The 21,967-nt window shown below is 62.4% G+C and carries 19 protein-coding genes; 8 read left to right on the top strand and 11 right to left on the bottom strand.

What is annotated here, in order from left to right:
* Window positions 1-63: 63 nt before the first annotated feature.
* Together F8N66_RS13475 and F8N66_RS13480 are read right to left on the bottom strand one after the other, a co-directional pair.
* Window positions 64-540 carry a DUF1348 family protein gene (locus F8N66_RS13475; RefSeq protein WP_150770630.1) on the bottom strand — a complete coding sequence of 159 codons (477 nt, stop codon included), beginning with the start codon at window positions 538-540 and terminating at the stop codon, window positions 64-66.
* 53 nt (window positions 541-593) lie between these two features.
* On the bottom strand, window positions 594-1,160 hold the full coding sequence (locus F8N66_RS13480; RefSeq protein ID WP_150770631.1) for a TetR/AcrR family transcriptional regulator: 567 nt from the start codon (window positions 1,158-1,160) through the stop codon (window positions 594-596).
* Window positions 1,161-1,374: 214 nt separating this feature from the next.
* Between F8N66_RS13480 and pssA the strand changes: the two genes are divergently transcribed.
* On the top strand, window positions 1,375-2,718 hold the full coding sequence (gene pssA, locus F8N66_RS13485) for a CDP-diacylglycerol--serine O-phosphatidyltransferase (protein WP_150770632.1): 1,344 nt from the start codon (window positions 1,375-1,377) through the stop codon (window positions 2,716-2,718).
* Between the two features lie 150 nt (window positions 2,719-2,868).
* Here the strand turns inward: pssA and efeO (F8N66_RS13490) are convergent, their stop codons facing one another.
* The 4 genes from efeO (F8N66_RS13490) to efeU form a co-directional block, all read right to left on the bottom strand.
* Window positions 2,869-3,693, bottom strand: coding sequence for an iron uptake system protein EfeO (gene efeO, locus F8N66_RS13490; RefSeq protein ID WP_150770633.1), 825 nt, complete (start codon window positions 3,691-3,693; stop codon window positions 2,869-2,871).
* Between the two features lie 19 nt (window positions 3,694-3,712).
* Entirely contained in the window at window positions 3,713-5,011 is a 1,299-nt protein-coding gene (gene efeB, locus F8N66_RS13495) for an iron uptake transporter deferrochelatase/peroxidase subunit (protein WP_150770634.1), read from the bottom strand.
* An 18-nt stretch (window positions 5,012-5,029) separates the two neighbouring features.
* A complete protein-coding gene (gene efeO / locus F8N66_RS13500; protein ID WP_150770635.1) occupies window positions 5,030-6,229 on the bottom strand; it encodes an iron uptake system protein EfeO in 1,200 nt (399 codons plus the stop codon).
* A 102-nt stretch (window positions 6,230-6,331) separates the two neighbouring features.
* Window positions 6,332-7,192 (bottom strand): iron uptake transporter permease EfeU, encoded by an 861-nt coding sequence (gene efeU, locus F8N66_RS13505; protein WP_150770636.1) that lies wholly within the window; start codon window positions 7,190-7,192, stop codon window positions 6,332-6,334.
* 289 nt (window positions 7,193-7,481) lie between these two features.
* Between efeU and F8N66_RS13510 the strand changes: the two genes are divergently transcribed.
* From F8N66_RS13510 to F8N66_RS13540, 6 genes are all read left to right on the top strand, one after another.
* Window positions 7,482-8,498: an AraC family transcriptional regulator gene (locus F8N66_RS13510; protein WP_150770637.1), complete on the top strand. Its 1,017-nt coding sequence runs from the start codon at window positions 7,482-7,484 to the stop codon at window positions 8,496-8,498.
* A gap of 250 nt (window positions 8,499-8,748) precedes the next feature.
* Complete coding sequence (locus F8N66_RS13515; RefSeq protein WP_150770638.1) at window positions 8,749-10,413, top strand: AMP-binding protein; 1,665 nt, start codon at window positions 8,749-8,751, stop codon at window positions 10,411-10,413.
* A gap of 16 nt (window positions 10,414-10,429) precedes the next feature.
* Complete coding sequence (locus F8N66_RS13520) at window positions 10,430-11,191, top strand: SDR family NAD(P)-dependent oxidoreductase (protein ID WP_150770639.1); 762 nt, start codon at window positions 10,430-10,432, stop codon at window positions 11,189-11,191.
* A gap of 12 nt (window positions 11,192-11,203) precedes the next feature.
* The gene (locus F8N66_RS13525) at window positions 11,204-12,397 is read left to right on the top strand and encodes an acetyl-CoA C-acyltransferase (RefSeq protein ID WP_150770640.1); all 1,194 of its coding nucleotides are present in this window, start codon (window positions 11,204-11,206) and stop codon (window positions 12,395-12,397) included.
* 154 nt (window positions 12,398-12,551) lie between these two features.
* Window positions 12,552-13,679 (top strand): acyl-CoA dehydrogenase, encoded by a 1,128-nt coding sequence (locus tag F8N66_RS13535; protein WP_150770641.1) that lies wholly within the window; start codon window positions 12,552-12,554, stop codon window positions 13,677-13,679.
* A gap of 13 nt (window positions 13,680-13,692) precedes the next feature.
* The gene (locus tag F8N66_RS13540; RefSeq protein WP_150770642.1) at window positions 13,693-14,466 is read left to right on the top strand and encodes an enoyl-CoA hydratase; all 774 of its coding nucleotides are present in this window, start codon (window positions 13,693-13,695) and stop codon (window positions 14,464-14,466) included.
* A gap of 114 nt (window positions 14,467-14,580) precedes the next feature.
* Here the strand turns inward: F8N66_RS13540 and F8N66_RS13545 are convergent, their stop codons facing one another.
* From F8N66_RS13545 to F8N66_RS13565, 5 genes are all read right to left on the bottom strand, one after another.
* The gene (locus tag F8N66_RS13545) at window positions 14,581-15,732 is read right to left on the bottom strand and encodes an acyl-CoA dehydrogenase family protein (RefSeq protein ID WP_150770643.1); all 1,152 of its coding nucleotides are present in this window, start codon (window positions 15,730-15,732) and stop codon (window positions 14,581-14,583) included.
* Window positions 15,733-15,735: 3 nt separating this feature from the next.
* Window positions 15,736-16,842, bottom strand: coding sequence for an enoyl-CoA hydratase/isomerase family protein (locus tag F8N66_RS13550; RefSeq protein WP_150770644.1), 1,107 nt, complete (start codon window positions 16,840-16,842; stop codon window positions 15,736-15,738).
* Window positions 16,843-17,081: 239 nt separating this feature from the next.
* Window positions 17,082-17,789 (bottom strand): HPP family protein, encoded by a 708-nt coding sequence (locus tag F8N66_RS13555; RefSeq protein WP_150770645.1) that lies wholly within the window; start codon window positions 17,787-17,789, stop codon window positions 17,082-17,084.
* Window positions 17,790-17,949: 160 nt separating this feature from the next.
* Entirely contained in the window at window positions 17,950-19,128 is a 1,179-nt protein-coding gene (locus F8N66_RS13560; RefSeq protein WP_150770646.1) for an MFS transporter, read from the bottom strand.
* Window positions 19,129-19,399: 271 nt separating this feature from the next.
* Window positions 19,400-20,776, bottom strand: a complete 1,377-nt coding sequence (locus F8N66_RS13565; RefSeq protein ID WP_150770647.1) for a UDP-glucose dehydrogenase family protein — start codon at window positions 20,774-20,776, stop codon at window positions 19,400-19,402.
* Window positions 20,777-20,953: 177 nt separating this feature from the next.
* Between F8N66_RS13565 and xerC the strand changes: the two genes are divergently transcribed.
* Complete coding sequence (gene xerC, locus F8N66_RS13570) at window positions 20,954-21,892, top strand: tyrosine recombinase XerC (protein ID WP_150770648.1); 939 nt, start codon at window positions 20,954-20,956, stop codon at window positions 21,890-21,892.
* The last annotated feature ends 75 nt before the right edge of the window (window positions 21,893-21,967 follow it).

A 21,967-nucleotide genomic window follows, 5' to 3' on the forward strand; every position in this document is an offset into this window, starting at 1 on the left:
GATCTTCTTAAAAGCAAAATCAAAAGATCGCAGCCTGCGGCAGCTCCTACAGTGGACCGGTGTTTACAGGCCCAGGTCCGAGAGGCCCGGATGATCGTCAGGGCGACGACCCAGCGGCCAGTGGAACTTGCGGTCGCTTTCCTTGATCGGCATGTCGTTGATGCAGGCAAAGCGGTTGGCCATCAGGCCGTTTTCGTCGAACTCCCAGTTTTCGTTGCCATAGGAGCGGAACCAGTTGCCCGAGTCGTCGTGCCATTCATAGGCGTAACGCACGGCTATGCGGTTGTCGGTGAAGGCCCAGAGTTCCTTGATCAGGCGATAGTCCAGCTCCTTGGCCCATTTGCGGGTCAGGAAGCCCTTGGCTTCTTCGCGGTTGTAGGCGAATTCGGCGCGGTTACGCCATTTGGTGTCCAGGGTGTAGGCCAGCGAGACGCGCTGCGGATCGCGGGAGTTCCAGCCATCTTCGGCCAGGCGGACTTTTTCGATGGCCGATTCACGGGTGAACGGCGGCAATGGCGGACGAACTTCGGCGTTGGACATTTCAAGTCTCCGTAAGAATGTAAAGTTCAAGCAAGTGGTTGGGCTTGATCAAGTCAAGACAGGTCCAATAACTTTCGCGCCATGCATTGCGCATTATCGGCGGCACTGTAATCACCCATGACAAGCGCCACGGTGATGGCACCATCAATCAGGATCAACAGCTGTTTGGCCAGCAGCTGCGGATCCTCGGCACCATATTCGGTACACAGCTCGCACACGTAGTCGAGCAGCTTCTGTTTGTGGTCCTTGGCGACCAGGCGGACCGGGTCCCGGGGGTCGCCGGTTTCGCCACTGGTGTTGATGAACGCGCAGCCGCGAAAGCCTTCGGAGTCGAACCACGCCTTGAGCACGGTGAACAGGTTGAGCAGGCGCCCGGCCGGAGTTTGGGCCTGGTCGACTTCGCTTCTGTACCAGTGCATCCAGCGTTGATCCCGGCGTTGCAGGGCCGCGACGGTCAGTTCCTCCTTGTTGGCGAAGTAGCGGTAAATGCTTTTTCTGGAGACGCCGGCGGTCTTCACCAGGAGATCCATGCCCGTGGCGGCAATGCCACTTTTGTAGATCAACTTTTCGGTGACATCCAGAATGATATCGCGTGTGTCGTTGCTGGTTATCTTGTTCATGGCGCTTACAGTAGAACGATCGTTCTCCTTGGTCAATAGAAACTATCTGTTTATTAGTCCGCCTTCGCGAGCAAGCCCGCTCCCACCTTTGAAATGCGTTTCCCTGTGGGAGCGGGCTTGCTCGCGAAGCGGCCATCACAGACGACGACAAGACCCGAACCCATCCATGGTGTAAGCTCTCAAACTCTCTGGATTCGACCCGATTGCGAGCCCTATGCCGTTGCTTTTCAAACGCTCCCTGCTGCCCAAACTGCGCAGTTTCCCGCTGACCGCCGATGCCGTCACCATCCTCTCCGGCGCTGCCGAATTCCGTCGTTGCCTGCTGGAAAAAATCGCCAGTGCCACCCAGCGCATCTATATCGTCGCGCTGTACCTGCAACAGGACGAGGCTGGCCAGGAAATTCTCGATGCCCTGCACGCGGCTAAACTGGCGCGTCCGCAACTGGACGTGGTGGTGGTCGTCGACTGGCTGCGCGCCCAGCGCGGCCTGATCGGTGCCGGCAAGCAACCGGGCAATTCGGCCTGGTATCAAGAAATGACCCGTACCCACGCCAGTGAAGTGCCGGTGTACGGCGTGCCGGTGCAGACCCGCGAGCTGTTCGGCGTGTTGCACTTGAAAGGCTTCATCATCGATGACTGCGTGATCTACAGCGGTGCGAGTCTGAACAACGTCTACCTCCACAAGTTCGAAAAATACCGCTACGACCGCTATCACCTGCTGCACAGTCGCGAACTGGCCGATTCGATGCAGCATCTGGTGCAGCACGGCCTGGTGGCGTCCAAGGCGGTGCATCGCCTCGACCTGCCCAACCTGCCAACCACCCGCAGCCTGCGCAACGACATCGGCGACCTGCGCAGCCGGCTCAAGCACGCCGCCTACGACACCACCCAGGGCACCACGGACAAGAGCGGCCTGTCGGTCAGCCCTTTGCTGGGCGTGGGCAAGAACAACCCGCTGAACCGGGCGATTTGCGAACTGATTGCCAGCGCCCAGCATCAGCTGACCATCTGCACGCCGTACTTCAATCTGCCGCTGGCGATCATCCGTGAGGTCAACCGGGCGCTGGCCCGTGGCGTGAAGATCGACATCGTGGTCGGTGACAAGACCGCCAACGACTTCTACATCCCGCCGAGCGAGCCGTTCAAGGTGATTTCGGCGCTGCCGTACCTCTACGAAATCAGCCTGCGCCGCTTCGCCAAGCGCCATCAACGCAACATCGACAGCGGCCAGTTGAACCTGCACCTGTGGAGGGACGACGATCACACCTACCACCTCAAGGGCATGTGGATCGACAAGCGTTACACCTTGCTGACCGGCAACAACCTCAACCCGCGGGCGTTCCGGCTGGACCTGGAAAATGCCTTGCTGATCGATGATCCCAAGGGTGAACTGCTGGAGCCGCGCGCCAGGGAACTGAAAGAGATCTTCCAGCACACGACGCGCATCGAGCGTTATCAGGATCTGGAAACATTGCCTGAATACCCGGCCGGGGTGGCGAAGTTTCTCAAGCGTGTGAGTCGCGTGCGGATCGAGCGGTTGCTGTATCGGATTCTGTAAAGGGCAAATAATGTGGTGTGGGTGAGCACGCCTTCGCGAGCAAGCCCGCTCCCACAGGGGGCCTGAGTCGAATCACAATTTTGTGATCGTCACAAATCCCATGTGGGAGCGGGCTTGCCCGCGAAGAGGCCCGCCCAGGCGCTAGAACACTCAGTTCAAACCCAACTTCCCGCGCAACGTCGACAAATCCTCCGCCAGCGTATTGACCGGCCCGACCAGCGCCTTGCGATCGTTTTCCTTCACCTTGTCGTACGTCTCGAAACCACCCTCTTTGGTTTTGTACTTGGCCAGTGTCTTGTTGACCGTGGCGAAATTCTTGTCGACCTTGGCGATGAACGCGGCGTCCTGTTGCTCGATCTGCGGACGGAACAGGTCGACGATTTTCTTCGCCCCGTCGATGTTGCCCTGGAAGTCATAGAGGTCGGTGTGGCTGTAGCGATCTTCCTCGCCGGAGATCTTGGTGGCCGCGACTTCTTCGAGCAACGCAGCGGCGCCGCCGACGACTTTTTCTGGCGGGAAGGTCAGGCCGGCGACGCGGGCTTGCAGGTCCTGGACGTCCTTGTTCAGGCCGTCCGCCAGCTCGCCCAGGCCCTGGGTGCTGTTTTGCGAAAACAGCGAATACTCGATGCGGTGGAAACCGGTGAAGTCTTCAGCCTTCACGCCTTGCTCGTGGTCGTCGACCCGCGAGTCGATGGACGCGTCCAGGTCACTGAACAGCTCGGCGATCGGCTCGATCGACTCGTAGTAAACCCGGGTCGGCGCGTAGAGTTGTTTCGCGGTGGCCAGGTCGCCTTTTTTCACCGCGTCGGTGAACTGCCGGGTGTGGCTGGCCAGTTCATCGAGTTGCTCGGTGACGTAGATCTTGTAGTCGGAAATCGGCTGCACCAGCTCCAGCGGCGCTGTCGCGGCGAACGCTGAAAACGGGGTATTGAGCAAGCCTAGGGTCAGCATTAACGCCAGTGGCGACTTTTTCATGGGAGGGCTCCGTGGGTGATCAGGTTGTTGTTTTTGGTTGGGTGGCTTTGAGCAGCGAGCGACCGATGAAGTCCTGGTCGCCAGTGACACCGGGCAGGGTGAAGAAGTACCCGCCGCCGACCGGCTTGAGGTATTCCTCCAGCGGTTCGCCGTTGAGGCGGGTCTGTACGGTGATAAAGCCTTTCTCCAGGTCGGCCTGGTAGCAGATGAACAGCAGGCCCATGTCCAGTTGCCCGTTCTTGTTCACGCCGTTGGAGTAGTTGAACGGCCGGCGCAGGATCAGGTTGGCCTGGCTCGCGGCGGTGCGTGGGTTGGCGAGGCGGATGTGGGCGTCGAGTCTGGTCACCTTGCCTTCGGGGTCCCGGGTGTAGTCCGGGACTTCGCTTTCATGCTGGCCGCCCATGGGCGCGCCGCTGCTTTTGACCCGGCCAAGAATGCTTTCCTGTTCCAGCAACGGTGTGCGGTCCCAGCGCTCGACGAAGTTGCGGATGATTCGCACCGCCTGATAGCTGCCGTTCGCCGCCCAGGCCGGTTCGTCGCCGCCGGGCTGGACCCAGACAATGCGGTCCATGGTGTTGCCGTCGTTGGAATCGGGGTTGGCCGAACCGTCGCGAAAACCGAGGAAATTGCGCGCGCTTTGCGCCGGGACGCCGGGCTTGGCCGGGGCCTGGGGCGGCACGCTGCCTTCCTGTTTCCAGCGCACCAGCAGCAGGTCCGGGAGGTTTTTCACGATGTCGCGCAGGGCGTGGATGTTGGTGTCGGCGGTGTTGGCGCAGAACTGCACACTCAAGTCGCCGTGGCAGCAATCGGCGTCCAGCGCGTCGTTGGGAAACCCGACCATGCGCATCAGGCGCTTGGGTTTGGCTGCGGCCAGGCCGAAGCGCTCGTCGAACAAGGAATCGCCGACCGACACGGTGATGGTCAGGTTGTCCGGCGTGACCACCGGGCCAAGAATCCCGGAATCCACCGGTGGCAGTTTCGGGTCGACCTGGGCCACCGGCCCACCTTTCATCAGGAACGCGATGCGTTCGTTGAGCGTGCGAAACAGCCGCTCCAGGTCTTCGCGGTCGCTGGCCAGCACATCGAAGGCCACCAGCATGCCGGATGCCGGGCGCGGGGTGACGATGCCGCTCTGGTGCTGACCGTGAAAGGCGTGACGGTCTTCGGTGCGGTCGCTGCTGGGCGCTTGTGTGACTTGCGCGGGGCTGGCGGCCATGGCCGGGCAGCTAAGCGCCGCGCCTGCGAGGGCGACACCGGCGGCGCCCATGCCCATCAATACCCGGCGTCGCTGGAGGTTCATTTGCTCTGAATCGTTCATCTGAATGTCGTCTTCTGCTTACAGGCCGGAGAGGCCGAGGGCGGGATCAATGCCGTCGAGTGCGGTGGCCAGGGCCTTGGCCTTGTCGGCGATTTGCTGGCGCTGTTTGGTGTTGACGCTGTCGTAGCTGGCATAAGTGCCATCGACCTTGAAACCCTTGAGTTCGCTGTCGAATGCGACGAGGGCGTTGTCGATCCCGGGCAGCAGGTCGGCGGCGGACTTGGCCAGCAGCGGGCGCAGCAGTTCGACGACCTTGCGCGCGGCGTCGAGGTTGCCGGCGAAGCCGTTCAGGTCGCTGTGGCTGTAGCGTTCTTCTTCACCGCTGCCGGCGCGCACATCGCCGAGGCTGTTGAAATTGCGCACCACGATGTTCACCAGTTGCTCCGGCGGCAATGGCTGGGCGAGCAGCTGTTGCTTAAGGGCGGTGACGTCCGCAAGCAGCCGCTGGGCGACCGGTGCCAGGCCGTCGAGGTTGCGTTGCTGGAACAGCGCGTATTCGAGGCGATGGAAGCCGATGAAGGCCGGGTCCTGCTCGCGCTTCTCGAAATAATCGGCGCGGGCGTTGATGGCGTTGTCCAGCTCGGCGAGCCGTTGCGCGGCCGGGGCGATGCGTTGATAAGCGGCGCGGGCCGGTGCGTACAGGGTTTGTGCCTGGCTCAAGTCGCCGGCTTCGATGGCTTGATCGAGTGCGCTGACGGTTTCGATCAGCGCGCTGCCCTGGCGACTCAAGTAGACGCGAAATTCCGACAGCGGTCCGACGAACGCCACCATCGACGGCCTGGCCTTGGCCGCCGCATCGGAGGCCGCCGTCGGGGTCACATGCAAGGTCCCGCGCGGGTTGCTCAGCAGGCCGCAGGTGATCGCGTAATCGCCGGGCAACAGGTTGGCGTTGATCACCTGGCTCAGGCCGGGGGCGATGTTTTCCCGTTCCTCGACCACCAGCACACCGTCGAGGATTTCCCATTCAACCGCGCGATCGGAACGGTTGAGGATCCGGAAGCTGGCGCGACCGGCCGGGACGCTCAGGGCATTGGGCTGGCAACTGTGCGGGTGAATGGTCACCAGCACTTCGTCGTGGTTGGCCAGGCGCTTGGCCGCGGCGATTGTCGAGGCGTAGTAGAACAGGCCGCCGGCGGCGATCATCACGATCACCGAACCGGCCACCGCCCAGCGCAAGGCGCGGGGAGGGGAAGCCTGGGGAGGGATTGGGTCTGGCATGGTTGCCCTTGTTGGCTGCTGGAAAAAATAGCGATTGCCCCTGTAGGAGCGAGCACGCTCGCGATGGACTCACAGGCACCGCGGGGCATCAGGTTTCACGCGTTATCGTTGACGACCATCGTCGGAACGCCGCCCGGAGACAGGCTCGCTCCTATATGGAGCGGGACCCGGGAGGAAGAACATCACCAGCGCCACCGCCAGATAAATCAGGTAGGCGCCCAGGGTGCTGAGGGTCGGGGCATCCTGATAGCCGAACATGCCCGCCAGCACCGAGCCCAACGGGCCGTCCATCGGCAGCGTGGCACTGATGTCGAAGAGCACGGTTTGCAGGTGATTCCACACGCCGGCTTCATGCAGCGCCTGGACCGAATTGGCGAGGATCCCGGCGGCCACCACCAGGATGAACAGGCCGGTCCAGCGAAAGAACGCGCCGAGGTTCAGGCGCAGGCTGCCGCTGTAGATCAGGAAACCGACGATGATCGCCAGGATCAGGCCGAGCAGGGCGCCCATCGGGGCTGCGGGGCCCTCGCTTTGCTGGAACACCGCCAGCAGGAAAAACACCGTTTCCAGGCCTTCGCGGGCGACCGCAAAGAACACCATGGCAATCAGCGCGGTCACCTGGTGCTTCGAGCCAGCCATGGCCTGGTCGAGGGAAACGTGCAGCGAATGCTTGATCGAACGCGCCACCTTGCGCATCCAGAACACCATGGAGCTGAGGATGCCGACCGCCACCAGGCCGACCACGCCTTCAAACAGTTCCTGCTGTTTCTGCGGAAACTCGGCGCTGACCAGCTCCAGGCCGCCGCCGACCAGCAGGGCGAGGGCGGCGGCAAGGAACACGCCGATCCACACGGCGGGCATCCACTGGCCGCGACCGGTCTGTTTGAGGTAGCTGGCGATGATGCCAACGATCAACGCGGCCTCGATGCCTTCGCGCAACATGATCAGAAAGGGGACAAGCATTCGGCACCGCTGTGGAAATAGGTAGGGTGCTAAGTTGTAACATAATGACACTCATTCCCAAATGCCAGCGATTGACATTTACCTGAACCTAAGCTGAACAACACCTTTTTTGTGGCCGACGCTGATGCAATGTGGGAGCGGGCTTGCTCGCGAAAGCGGTGTGTCAGTTGACACATGTATTGACTGACCCACCGCTTTCGCGAGCAAGCCCGCTCCCACAGGGACCTGCGTTGGGCTTGCGGCTGCGCTAATATGCCCACCACCCAAACAACAGGCCTCACCTCGCTCAATGTCGGAAAAAGACACCATCTCCATTCACCTGGTGCGTGAAGCGCTGTTGCAGAGTTGCGCCCCGGGCGCGGCCACCCTCGAAGTGTTGAGCAAAGTCGGCATCGATTCGAGCCTGCTCGACACCAGCACTGCGCGGGTGCCGGCCACCGCCTATGCGCGGCTTTGGCGGCTGTTGGCGCGACGTGGGGACGATGAGTTTTTCGGCATGGACCCGCGCAAGCTCAAATCCGGCAGCCTTGAGTTTCTTTGCCACTGCGCCATGGTGCAGTCGAGCCTGGCGGCGGGGCTCGCCAGCGGCCTGGGTTTTCTGTCGTTGATGCTCGAACGCATGCCGGCCGAACTGGTGCGCCAACAAAGCCTGGCGGAAATCGTGCTGCTGGAAGACGATCACGAACCGCGTCGCGCCTTCACCTATTTCACCTACTGGATGATCGTGCACGGCGTTGCGTGCTGGCTGGCGGGGCGGCGGATTCCGATCCTGGCCATCGAGTTACGCTGCCCGCAGCCGGATTTCTGCGATGACTACCAGGTGATGTTTTCCGAGAACCTGCGCTTCGACCGGCCGCGCACGCGGATGATTTTTTCCGCCGACTGCCTGGACTTGCCGATCAAGCGCACGGCCGAGGAACTCAAGCGCTTCCTGGCCCAGGCGCCGGCGAATATCCTGGTGAAATATCGCGATCCGCAGAGCCTGGCCAGCCGGATCAAGCACGACCTGCGCGCGATCCCCGCCGAGCAATGGCCGGAAACCGAAGCCCTGGCGCAACGCCTGTGCATGTCGGCCTCGACCCTGCGCCGGCGCCTGGCGGAGGAAGGGCAAACCTACCAGGGGCTCAAGGACAGCGTGCGCAAGGAATTGGCCATTGTCTGGCTGGCCGAGCCGAGCATCAGCTTCGCCGACATCGCCACGCGCCTGGGGTTTGCCGATGCGAGCTCGTTCTACAAGGCGTTCCGCAAGTGGTCGGGGTCCAATCCCGGGCATTACCGCAGTCTGATTCTCAACGAAGCGACCTGATCCGGGTTTAATGTTGATTCGGACGGCCCCTTCGCGAGCAAGCCCGCTCCCACCGTTGGAATGCATTCCCCTGTGGGAGCGGGCTTGCTCGCGAAGAGTCCCTCACAGACACCACACCTCTCGACACCTTGGCCAAACCAGTCAAGCAACTTGATAACTTTGACCATTGCCCCGCACCCCGCGCGGAGCGAGTATTTCCCTGTGAGTTACGGTTCCCCCAACCTAATAAAAACACAGAGGGATTCTGGCAATGCGCGATTACTTGTCTGCTGTTTCACAGTTCAATTATCAGCACACCGTCGACGCCGCGCTCGCTGGCGATCTGACTGGCCTCAACGCCTGTATCGAATGCTGCGACCGCCATGCCCTGCCGGGGCGGATCGCACTGTTCTGGGAAGGCCGCGATGGCGCCAGCGCGACGTACACCTTCAGCGACCTGCAGGACAAGGCCGCGCGTTTCGCCAATTTCCTTCTGAGCCAGGGCGTGAAGCAGGGCGACAAGGTCGCGGGCCTGCTGCCGCGCAACATCGAATTGCTGATCACCGTGTTCGCCACCTGGCGCATCGGCGCGGTCTACCAGCCGCTGTTTACCGCCTTTGGCCCCAAAGCCATCGAGCACCGCCTCGGCTCCTCGGGCGCCAAAGTCGTGGTCACCGACGCGGTCAATCGCGCCAAACTGTCCGAAGTCGCCGATTGCCCGACCATCGTCACCGTCGGCGGCCCCAAGGGGCAGGGCATCGTGCGCGGTGACTACAGTTTCTGGGCCGAACTGGCCAATTATTCCAATGCCTGTGAACCGGTGATGCTGACCGGCGAAGACCCGTTCCTGCTGATGTTCACCTCGGGCACCACCGGTCCGTCGAAAGCGCTGTCGGTGCCGCTCAAGGCCATCGTCGCCTTCGAGAGCTACACCCGCGACGCCGTGGACCTGCGCCCGGAAGACGCCTTCTGGAACGTCGCCGATCCGGGTTGGGCCTACGGCATCTATTTCGGCGTGACAGGTCCCATGGCCATGGGGCACCCGATCACCTTCTACGATGGCCCGTTCACCCTGGAAAGCACCTGCCGGGTGATCAACAAATACGGGATCAGCAACCTCACCGGCTCACCCACCGCCTATCGCCTGTTGATCGCCGGCGGCGACGAATTCGCCAAATCGATCAAGGGCAAGCTGCGCATCGTCAGCAGCGCCGGCGAGCCGCTGAACCCGGAAGTGATCCGCTGGTTCGCCGACAACCTTGGCGTGGTGATCCACGACCACTACGGCCAGACCGAACTGGGCATGGTCCTGTGCAACCACCATGGCCTGGACCACCCGATCCACATGGGCGCCGCCGGTTTCGCCTCGCCCGGCCACCGCATCGTGGTGCTTGACGATGAATACAAGGAGCTGGGGGTCGGCCAGCCCGGCATCCTGGCGATCGACCGCACGCAGTCGCCGATGTGCTGGTTCGCCGGCTACGAAGGCGCACCGACCAAGGCGTTCGTCGGCAACTACTACCTGAGCGGCGACACCGTCGAGTGGAACCCGGATGGCAGCATCAGCTTCGTCGGCCGTAGCGATGACGTCATCACCACCTCCGGCTACCGCGTCGGTCCGTTCGACGTGGAAAGCGCCTTGATCGAACACCCGGCGGTGGTGGAGGCGGCGGTGGTCGGCAAGCCCGATCCGGAGCGCACCGAACTGGTCAAGGCCTTCGTCGTGCTCGGCGCGCAATACCGTGCCGCGCCGGAACTGGCCGAAGAGCTGCGCCAACACGTGCGCAAGCGCCTGGCCGCACACTCGTACCCCCGTGAAATCGAATTTGTCAGCGAGTTGCCGAAAACCCCAAGCGGCAAATTGCAGCGCTTTATCTTGCGCAACCAGGAAATCGCCAAGGCTCAAGAGGCCGCCGCGAAGAACGTTTCAGCTTGAACCCAAGGAAACAATGATGCAGATCGAAAACAAGGTTTTTCTCGTCACCGGCGGTGCTTCGGGCCTGGGCGCGGCCACCGCTGAAATGCTGGTCGCCGCCGGCGCCAAAGTGATGCTGGTGGACATGAACGCCGAAGCCGTCGCGGCTCAGGCCCAGCGCCTGGGCGCGCAAAGCGTGGTCGCGGACATCAGCGACGAAGCGGCGGCCGAAGCGGCAGTGCAGGCGACGGTCAAGGCCTTTGGCGGCCTCAATGGCCTGGTCAATTGCGCCGGCATCGTGCGTGGCGAGAAGATCCTCGGCAAGAACGGTCCGCATGCGCTGGCCAGCTTCAGCCAGGTGATCAATGTCAACCTGATCGGCAGTTTCAACATGCTGCGCCTGGCGTCGGCAGCCATTGCCGAAAGCGCAGCGGATGCCGATGGCGAGCGCGGCGTGATCATCAACACCGCCTCGGCCGCCGCCTATGACGGGCAGATCGGCCAGGCCGCCTACGCGGCCTCCAAAGGCGCCATCGTCAGCCTGACCTTGCCGGCCGCCCGTGAGTTGGCGCGCTTCGGCATCCGCGTGATGACCATCGCCCCGGGCATCTTCGAGACGCCGATGATGGCCGGCATGACCCCGGAAGTCCGTGATTCCCTGGCCGCCGGCGTACCGTTCCCGCCACGCCTGGGCAAACCCGCCGAATACGCGGCGCTCGCCCGGCATATCATTGAAAACAGCATGCTCAATGGCGAGGTGATCCGTCTCGACGGTGCCTTGCGCATGGCGGCCAAATAAGGAGGATTTGTCATGACGCTTGCCAACGATCCAATCGTTATCGTCAGCGCCGTCCGCACCCCGATGGGTGGTTTCCAGGGCGAACTGAAAAGCCTCACTGCACCGCAACTGGGGGCTGCCGCGATCAAGGCCGCCGTAGAGCGCGCCGGTGTCGCCACGGATGCCGTCGATGAAGTGTTGTTCGGTTGTGTATTGCCCGCCGGTCTTGGCCAGGCCCCGGCCCGCCAGGCGGCGCTGGGCGCCGGTCTGGACAAGTCGACCCGCTGTACCACGGTGAACAAGATGTGCGGCTCCGGCATGGAAACCGCCATCCTGGCCCATGACATGCTGCTGGCCGGCAGCGCCGAGGTGGTCATCGCCGGAGGCATGGAAAGCATGTCCAACGCGCCATACCTGCTGGACCGCGCCCGTGCCGGCTACCGCATGGGCCACGGCAGGGTGCTCGATTCGATGTTCCTCGACGGTCTCGAAGACGCCTACGACAAAGGCCGCCTGATGGGCACCTTTGCCGAAGACTGCGCCGAAACCAACGGCTTCAGCCGCGAAGCCCAGGATGCCTTTGCCATTGCCTCGACTACCCGTGCGCAGCAGGCGATCAAGGACGGCAGCTTCAAGGACGAGATCGTGCCGCTGACCGTGACCGTCGGCAAGGAACAGGTGACGATCAGCCACGACGAACAGCCGCCCAAAGCCCGGCTGGACAAGATCGCATCGCTGAAACCGGCGTTCCGCGAGGGCGGTACGGTGACGGCGGCGAACGCCAGCTCGATTTCCGACGGTGCGGCGGCACTGGTGCTGATGCGCCGTTCCGAAGCCGACAAGCGTGGCCTCAAGCCGCTGGCGGTGATCCATGGTCATTCGTCCTTCGCCGATACGCCGGGCCTGTTCCCGGTGGCGCCGATTGGCGCGATCAAGAAACTGATGAAGAAAACCGGCTGGTCGCTGGACCAGGTCGATCTGGTGGAAGTCAACGAAGCCTTCGCCGTGGTCGGCATGGCCGCGATGACCCACCTGGAAATCCCCCATGACAAGCTCAACGTGCACGGCGGCGCTTGCGCACTGGGCCACCCGATCGGTGCCTCCGGCGCACGGATCATCGTGACCCTGCTGTCGGCCCTGCGCCAGAAAGGCCTGAAGCGCGGTGTGGCGGCAATCTGCATCGGTGGCGGCGAAGCCACGGCGATGGCCGTGGAGTGCGTGTATTAAGGCTTGCGACAATCCTTGTGGGAGCGGGCTTGCTCGCGAAAGCGGTGTGTCATTCAACAGATAGGCTGACTGACAGGCCCTCTTCGCGAGCAAGCCCGCTCCCACAGGTCCTGTGTCTTAGCTCAATACCAAGGTTTTATTTCAAGGACTGGTCATGATCCCCAATGACGAACAACTTCAAATCAGCGACGCCGCCCGGCAATTCGCCCAGGAGCGGCTGAAACCCTTTGCCGCCGAATGGGACCGCGAACACCGTTTCCCCAAGGAAGCCATCGGCGAGATGGCCGGGCTGGGTTTCTTCGGCATGCTGGTGCCGGAGCAGTGGGGCGGGTGCGACACCGGTTACCTGGCCTACGCCATGGCCCTGGAAGAAATCGCCGCCGGCGATGGCGCCTGCTCGACCATCATGAGCGTGCACAACTCGGTGGGGTGCGTGCCGATCCTCAACTACGGCAACGACGAGCAGAAAGAGCGCTTCCTCAAGCCCCTGGCCAGCGGCGCAATGCTCGGTGCATTTGCCCTGACCGAGCCCCAGGCCGGCTCTGACGCCAGCGGCCTGAAAACCCGCGCCCGCCTGGAAGGCGATCACTACGTACTCAACGGCTGCAAACAGTTCATCACCTCCGGGCAGAACGCCGGGGTGGTGATCGTGTTCGCGGTGACCGACCCGAGCGCCGGAAAACGCGGCATCACCGCGCTGATCGTGCCCACCGATTCGCCGGGCTACACAGTCGCCCGGGTCGAGGACAAACTCGGCCAGCACGCCTCCGACACCTGCCAGATCCTCTTCGAGGACGTGAAAGTCCCGGTGGCCAACCGTTTGGGCGAAGAGGGCGAAGGCTACAAGATCGCCCTGGCCAACCTCGAAGGCGGCCGTGTCGGCATCGCTTCGCAATCAGTGGGCATGGCCCGCGCCGCGTTCGAAGCGGCCCGTGATTACGCCCGTGAGCGTGAAAGTTTCGGCAAGCCGATCATCGAGCATCAGGCCGTGGCGTTCCGCCTGGCGGACATGGCCACCCAGATCGCCGTGGCCCGGCAAATGGTGCATTACGCCGCCGCCCTGCGTGACAGCGGCAAACCGGCCCTGGTCGAGGCCTCGATGGCCAAGCTGTTCGCTTCGGAAATGGCCGAAAAGGTCTGTTCTGCGGCGTTGCAAACCCTGGGTGGATACGGTTACCTCAACGACTTCCCGCTGGAGCGGATCTACCGCGACGTGCGGGTCTGCCAGATCTACGAAGGCACCAGCGATATTCAGCGCATGGTCATTTCGCGCAATCTTTAACAAGGAGCCTACTGTGAGTTACGAAACGATTTTGCTGGAAACCCACGGCCGTGTCGGCCTGATCACCCTGAACCGCCCGCAGGCGCTGAACGCCTTGAACGCGCAGATCGTCAGCGAACTGAACCACGCCCTCGATGGCCTGGAGAAAGATTCGAACATCGGCTGCATCGTGCTGACCGGTTCGAAAAAAGCCTTCGCCGCCGGCGCCGACATCAAGGAAATGGCCGAGCTGACCTATCCGCAGATCTACATCGACGACCTGTTCAGCGACAGCGATCGCGTGGCCAACCGCCGCAAGCCGATCATCGCCGCGGTCAACGGCTTCGCCCTGGGCGGCGGCTGCGAGCTGGCGTTGATGTGTGACTTCATCCTGGCCGGCGACAACGCCAAATTTGGCCAGCCGGAAATCAACCTCGGCGTGTTGCCGGGCATGGGCGGCACCCAGCGCCTGACCCGCGCCGTGGGCAAGGCCAAGGCCATGGAAATGTGCCTGAGCGGGCGCCTGATCGATGCGGTGGAAGCGGAACGTTGCGGCATCGTGGCGCGGATCGTGCCGAGCGATGAACTGCTGGAAGAAGCGCTGAAAGTCGCGGCGTTGATTGCCAAAAAGTCCCTGCCGATCGCCATGATGGTCAAGGAAAGCGTCAACCGTGCCTTTGAAGTGAGCCTGTCCGAAGGCGTGCGCTTCGAGCGCCGGGTGTTCCATGCGGCGTTTGCGACGCAGGATCAGAAGGAAGGGATGGCGGCGTTCATTGCCAAGCGTGAGGCTGAGTTCCAAGGCAAGTGATGTAGCGCCCTTGCGGGTGCTTTCGCGAGCAAGCCCGCTCCCACATTCAACCGTGTTCCTTCAGAAGAATGCGGTCAACTGTGGGAGCGGGCTTGCTCGCGAAGCCTTTAAGCATCACACCAGATAGTTTTTCAACTCCCGGGCAATCACCATCCGCTGAATCTCGCTCGACCCTTCATAGATCTGCGTAATACGCGCATCCCGGTAATAGCGCTCCACCGGATAATCCTCCAGATACCCGTACCCGCCATGAATCTGCATCGCCGACGAGCAGACTTTCTCGGCCATTTCCGAAGCAAACAGCTTGGCTTGCGAGGCCTCCGACAGACACGGCTTGCCGGCGCTGCGCAGCCGCGCGGCATGCAGGATCATCAGCCGTGCGGCATTGAGTTGCATGTGCATGTCCGCCAGCAGGTTGGCGATGCTCTGGTGCTCGATGATCGGCTTGCCGAACTGCACGCGATCGCGGGCGTAGGCCAGCGCCGCTTCGAACGCCGCGCGGGCGATGCCCAGGGCCTGGGCGGCGATACCGATGCGGCCGCCTTCGAGGTTGGACAGGGCGATGGCCAGGCCCTTGCCGCGTTCACCCAGCAGGTTGGCCTCGGGAATGGTGCAGTTGTTCAGGGTGACCGCGCAGGTATCGGAAGCGCGGATGCCCATCTTGTGTTCGCTGCGGTCGACGGTGAAGCCTTCGGTGCTGGTCGGTACGAGGAACGCCGAGATACCGCGCTTGCCGAGGTCCGGATCGGTGACGGCAAACACAATCGCCAGTTTTGCCCGCTTGCCGTTGCTGACAAATTGCTTGGCGCCGTTGATCACCCATTGGCCATCGCGCAGTTCGGCGCGGGTGCGCAGGTTGTGCGCTTCGGAACCGGCCTGGGGTTCGGTCAGGCAGAAGCAGCCGATGGCCTGGCCGCTGGCCAGATCCGCCAGCCAGGTCTGTTTCTGCTCTTCAGTGCCGTAGTTGAGCACCGGCCCGCAGCCCACGGAGTTGTGGATGCTCATCATCGCGCCGGTGGCGCCGTCGCCGGCAGAGATTTCCTCCACCGCCAGGGCATAGGCGACGTAGTCGACATAAGTGCCGCCCCATTCCTCGGGCACCACCATGCCCAGCAGGCCAAGCTCACCCATCTTCGCCACCAGCGCGTCGTCGATCCAGCCGGCCTTTTCCCAGGCCTGGGCGTGGGGCGCGATCTCGCCGCGGGCAAAGTCCCGGGCCATGTCGCGGATCATGACTTGCTCTTCGCTCAATTCGATATCGTGCATGACTCAGCTCCCACTCTGCTCAAACCCGTTGAAGAAGCTCGCCACGTGCGCGGCGTCCAGCGCCTGCAGGGTGGGCGGGTTCCAGCGCGGGGACTTGTCTTTGTCGATCAGCAAGGCGCGCACGCCTTCGATCAGGTCGCCGCGTTCGAACCACTGGCGGTCCAGGTGCAGCTCAAGGGCGAAGCACTGTTCAAGGCTCAGGTGCCGGCCGCGCCGCAGCATGTCCAGGGTGACGCCCATGGCCACGGGGGAACGGGTTTCCAGGAGGTCGGCCGTGGTCGTGGCCCACTCGTGGCTGTCGGCAACAGTGACTTCGCGCAGTTGCTCAACAATACTCGGCACGTCGGGCAGGGCGAAGAAGTGATCGATGGCCGGGCGCAGCGCTTTCAAGGGCGCGTCGGGCAGTTGCTGCACGGCGAGCGTCGCCAGCAGGCCTTGCAGGTCCTTGAGCGGTGTGTCGCGCCATTGCAACTGATCGAGTTGTTCGTCCAGGGTCGCCAGTCTGGCGCTGTCCAGGTACCAGTCGGCCAGGCCGCAATACAGGGCGTCGGCGGCACGGATCTGCACGCCGCTGACGCCCAGGTAAATCCCCAGTTCACCGGGAATGCGCGGCAGGAAATAGCTGCCGCCGACGTCCGGGAAGTAACCAATGCCGACTTCCGGCATCGCCAGACGGCTCTTGTCGGTGACCACCCGCAGGTCGGCGCCTTGCACCAGGCCCATACCGCCGCCGAGGACAAAGCCGTCCATCAGCGCCAGCACGGGTTTGCGGTAGCGGTGGATCGCGAGGTCGAGGGCATATTCCTCGACGAAGAAATCTTCGTGCAGCGTATCGCCGCTTTTGAAACTGTCGTGCAGCGAACGGATGTCGCCCCCGGCACAGAAGGCTTTTTCCCCGGCGCCGCGCAGGACGACCGCATGGACACTGGCGTCGAGCGCCCAGTCATCCAGCTGCCGCTGCAGTTGGCGCACCATGTCGAGGGTCAGGGCGTTGAGGCCGGTGGGGCGATTGAGGGTCAGGTGACCGATGTGGTTGCGAACCTCGGCCAGCACTTCATTTTGCGTGGCATCCATGGCCTGGTCCTGCGGAGAAGAAACCTGAGCAGTCATCACTAACTCCCTGCTTTTATTGTTCTTTATAGAGAAGCTCGCGCGCGAGCGATGCTGGATCGTAACAGTGCAAATTTGTGATGTACAACGGGGATATGTGCAGGCTCTGTCTGCATTTTTGCAATGGTGATTGGATGCACCCAATGTGGGAGCGGGCTTGCTCGCGAAGGCGCCGGCACATCCAGCATTGAGTTGACTGACACTACGCCTTCGCGAGCAAGCCCGCTCCCACCGTATCGTCAGGCGTTACGGCTGAGAACCTCACCTATACTGCGACGTTTGGCGTGTAACTCACTGATATGAATCAACTGTTCAAGGTCTTCAGGGGTGACGTCGAAGAAGGCCTCCATGTCGGCCAGCGCCAGTTTCAGGTCCTGGGCAGTGATCGCCTGGCTGTCGGCGGGCGGATGATCGGCGGGCACCACGGCCACCGGCTCGCTGGCACGCTTGGGGTAACGGATTCGCGTCAGGTTGTTATAGGCCAGGGCGCTGAGCAGCATGATCGACGCGGCGAGCATCACCGGTCCCAGGGCTTTCCAGTCCATGGCAATGGTCGCCGGGTCAGCCAGCACCAGGGTCAATGCCAGCGCGCCGGCCGGCGGATGCAGGCAACGCAGCCAGCACATCAGGATCAGCGCGATGCCCGCCGCCAGGCACGCGCTGCCCAGCGTCCGGCCCAGCACATGGGCAACCAACAACGCCACCACGCCGGCACTCAAGTAGCCGCCAAGGATCGACCAGGGTTGCGCCAGGGCACCGGAGGATACGGCAAACAGCAACACCGCCGAAGCACCCAGCGGGCCAATTAGATGCTGCGCCACTTCCATGCCGAACACCTGGCTGCACAGCCAGACACTGAGCAGGGTGGCGAGGGCCATGCCGATGGCGGCACGGCTCCATTCCGAGGGGCGGGTGTTAATGGCGGCGGGCAACCAGCGTGCAAGCATGACGAAAGTGTTCCGTAGACAAAAAACCGAGGAAAAAAAAAGGCTTGTCTGGGATATCCAGAAAGCCCTTGAAGGTGTTCCAACTGTTGGGGGAGGAACGGGCACAGTGTGCCGATCATTTCCGATGCTGACAAATTCATATTAATGAGGCTTGAGTTCATTAATTTTGATGTGTTGCCACGCGTCGGCCACTGGCGAAACACAGCCATCCCCCCAGCGCGGCGAGGGCGCTCAAGGCGTAGAACATGGTCGGCGCCGGCGTACGCATCAGCAGGAAGCCGCATATCACCGGGCTCAGGGCGCCGCCGAGGGCCGCCAGGTTCTGCGCCCCGTAGTAACTGCCGCGCAGCGCTTCGGGGGCCAGGGTGTCGATGAAGAGGAATTCGGCCGGGTAAATGATGATTTCCCCGAGGGTGAAGATGAACATCGCCACGCACCAGCCAAGCAGGCTGTCCGCCAGGCTGAAGCCGATCAACCCGAGGATGAACAGGCCGGTGCCGCCGGCGATCCAGTAGCGCAGCTGTTCGCGCTTCAGAAATCGCCCGACCTGGTATTGCAGCAAAATCACGCTGATGGCGTTGCAGGCGAGCAGGGCGGCCATGATTTCCAGGGTGTGCTGGTCGTCGCTGGTGACCAGCAGGTACTGCGACAGGTAAAAGGTAAAACGGCCGTGCACCACGGTGATGAGCAGGCAGCCGAGGGTGAACATGATCAGCGTGCGGTCGTTTTTCAGGGTGACCAGGGTCTTGAGGAAGCTGGGAGCCTGGCCGACAGTCGGCGTCAGTGCCGGGTTTTTAGCGATTCCGGTCAGCAGGAATATGCTCAGAAAGGCAATCGCGGCGGCGATCAGGAACGGCGCAACCGGATAGACGCCGGCTATCACCACGCCCAGCATCGGGCCGATGGCGTAGCCGATATTGGTCAGGGTGTAGGTCAGGGAAAACGCCTTGGCGCGCTGGCCAACCGGCAGGTTCTCGCTGAGGATCGCCTTGGAGCCGATGAGAAACAGTGCCGAGGCGGTTTCGGTGACCACCAGGGTGACGGTGGTCAGATAGAGGTTTTCGGCGAAGGTCAGCAGCACCAGGCCGATGGCGCTGGACAGCATCGTCAGGATCAGCAACCGGCGCTTTTCCAGGCGATCGATGATGTAGCCGCCGTACAGCGCCAGCAGGGTGGCGATGAACACCGCGATACCGAGCAGCAAGCCAACGTCTTGTTGGTTGAGCCCGAGTTTGTTGCTCAGGAACAGGGTGAGCATCGGGCTGGTGATGGCGCGGGCGACGACGATGGTCAGCGAGGCAATCATCAACCGGCGGATAACGAGCGAGTAAGTGGCCACGACGGGGGCGAATGTCCTTATTTGTATTTTTCTTATGTTCGGCGCAATACCGTGTCGCGCCGTTCGCGAGCAAGCCCGCTCCCACATTTGATCGAGGTGTTCGGACAGGATGGGGGTCAGCGATGCCTCTCCTGTGGGAGCGGGCTTGCTCGCGAAGGGTGACGGTCAGACAACATTCCAGTCGACTGATACAGCGCTTTGCTATTAGTTGCGAATGATCACGCTTTTGCAAGCAGCAATCAGAACCTTCAAGTGGATTTCAGCGCTGTTCTCAGGCCACCGACACCGCCGGCCAGCGCTGCAAGGGCATCGGCAACCGGCGCGACTCGCCACGCCCCATCGGAAAGTACGTGAATCCCTTCAACGCCAGGCGGTCGGTGTCGTAGAGGTTGCGGCCGTCGAAGATCACCGGGTCTTTGAGGCGTTGGCGAATGAGCTCGAAATCCGGGGCTTTGAATTGCTGCCATTCGGTGCAGATGATCAGCGCGTCGGCACCGTTCAACACCGATTCCGGGGTGCCCATGAGCATCAGCTTCGGCTCATCGGGATACAGCTGTTGGGTTTGCTGCATGGCTTCGGGGTCGAACGCCCTTACGTTCGCACCGGCGGCCCACAGGGCTTCGAGCAGTACCCGGCTGGGCGCATCGCGCATGTCGTCGGTGTTGGGTTTGAATGCCAGGCCCCACAGGGCAAAGGTCTTGCCGCGCAGATCGCCTTTGTAGAACGCCTCGATGCGTTCGAACAACTTGTGTTTCTGCCGCTGGTTGATGGCTTCCACCGCCCGCAACAGATCGCTGGAACAATGGGCCTGTTCGGCGCTGTGGATCAGCGCGCGCATGTCCTTGGGAAAGCACGAACCGCCATAGCCGCAACCGGGATAGATGAAGTGGTAGCCGATGCGCGAATCGGCGCCGATGCCCAGGCGCACCGATTCGATGTCGGCCCCCAGGTGCTCGGCCAGTTCGGCCATCTGGTTGATGAAGCTGATCTTGGTGGCGAGCATGCAGTTGGCGGCATATTTGGTCAGCTCGGCGCTGCGCAGGTCCATGAACAGGATGCGGTCGTGGTTGCGGTTGAACGGCGCGTACAGGTCACGCATCACGTCACGCACCTCGTCGCGCTCACAGCCAACGATGATGCGGTCCGGACGCCGGCAATCGGCCACGGCCGAGCCTTCCTTGAGAAACTCGGGGTTGGAGACGATATCGAATTGCAGCAAGCGCCCGACCTTGATCAGGCATTTGTCGATGTGCGTGCGCAACGCATCGCCCGTGCCCACCGGCACCGTGGATTTCTCCACCAGGATCACCGGCTGTTCGCGGTGCCGCGCCACGGCGTCACCCACCGACAGTACGTAACGCAAATCCGCCGAGCCATCCTCCCGGGACGGCGTGCCCACCGCGATGAACAACACCTGGCCATGTTGCACGGCCAGCCTTTCGTCGGTGGTGAACTGCAGGCGCCCGGCGTCCAGGCCTTCGCGCACCAGGCTGGCCAGCCCCGGCTCGAAAATGCTCACGTGGCCCTGTTGCAGTAACTCGACCTTGTTCGCGTCAACGTCCATGCACACCACGTCATGGCCGACTTCCGCCAGCACGGCGGCCTGCACCAGGCCCACGTAACCACTGCCAAACACACTGATCTTCATAGCGGCGCTCCTGTCCTGATCGGCTCAGGGTCAGAATTAGCAGCACCATGTTGCAATTCATCGGTTGCCGCGCATCGACCGCTTGTGCAGGGCAATTGACATTCCCGGCCATGACCGGCAGCGTAGCGGCCCTTGCGTTTTGCCTTTCTTTTGTACTCATTTTCAAGGCTGTCTGGTTTGACTGACTTACCCGTTGTAGCGGCAACCACCCCCCGACCCAACCCGCTGACCCTGTACCTGGCGCGGCTGGCGCCGTCCAGCCAGCTGACCATGCGCTATGTGCTGCAGGACGCCGCCGACCGCCTGGGGTTCGACGAGCTGAACATCGAGGAGATTGCCTGGCACGACCTGCAGCCCGAGGACGTGATTGCGCTGGTGAGCACCTTGCGCACCGACGGCTATGCGCCCAACACCTCGTCGCTGTACGTCAATGCGGTGCGCGGCGTGATGAACGAAGCGTGGCGCATGAGCCTGATCAGCCAGGAACATCTGCTGAAAATGCGCTCGGTCAAGGGCATCGCCGGCACGCGGCTGTCCCAGGGACGCAATCTGCGCCGCACGCTGATCAAGGAGCTGATGGACGTCTGCGCCGCCGATCCCCGGCCCCAGGGCCTGCGCGATGCGGCGATCATCGGCATTCTGTACGGTTCGGGGATGCGCAAGTCGGAATCGGTGAACCTGGACCTGGATCAGGTCGACTTCAGCGAACGCAGCCTGCGGGTCACGGCCAAGGGCAACAAGCAGTTGATCAAGTACGCCCCGGCCTGGGCGTTCGCCAAGCTCGATGCCTGGCTGGAATTTCGCCGTTCACAACTCAAGGACGATGAAACCGACGACAGCTTCCTGTTCAACCGCATCCGCCGTGGCAGCCACATCACCCGCGAGCGCATCACCAAGCATGCGATCTACTACATCGCCAGGCAGCGCGGTGCGCAGGTCGGGGTGAAAATCATGCCCCATGATTTCCGTCGTTCGTTCATTACCCGGGTGATCGAGGAACACGATCTGTCGATCGCGCAGAAACTGGCCCACCACAGCAACATCCAGACCACCGCCAACTACGACGTGCGCGACGACAACGAACGGCGCCGCGCGGTGGATCGCTTCGATCTTTGATCGCAGAGGTGCACCCTCCTGTGTAGGAGCTGCCGCAGGCTGCGATCTTTTGATCTTCAAAGGCAAGATCAAAAG

Origin of the sequence: Pseudomonas fluorescens, from assembly GCF_902498195.1 — a bacterium.
GTDB lineage: Bacteria > Pseudomonadota > Gammaproteobacteria > Pseudomonadales > Pseudomonadaceae > Aquipseudomonas > Aquipseudomonas fluorescens_BU.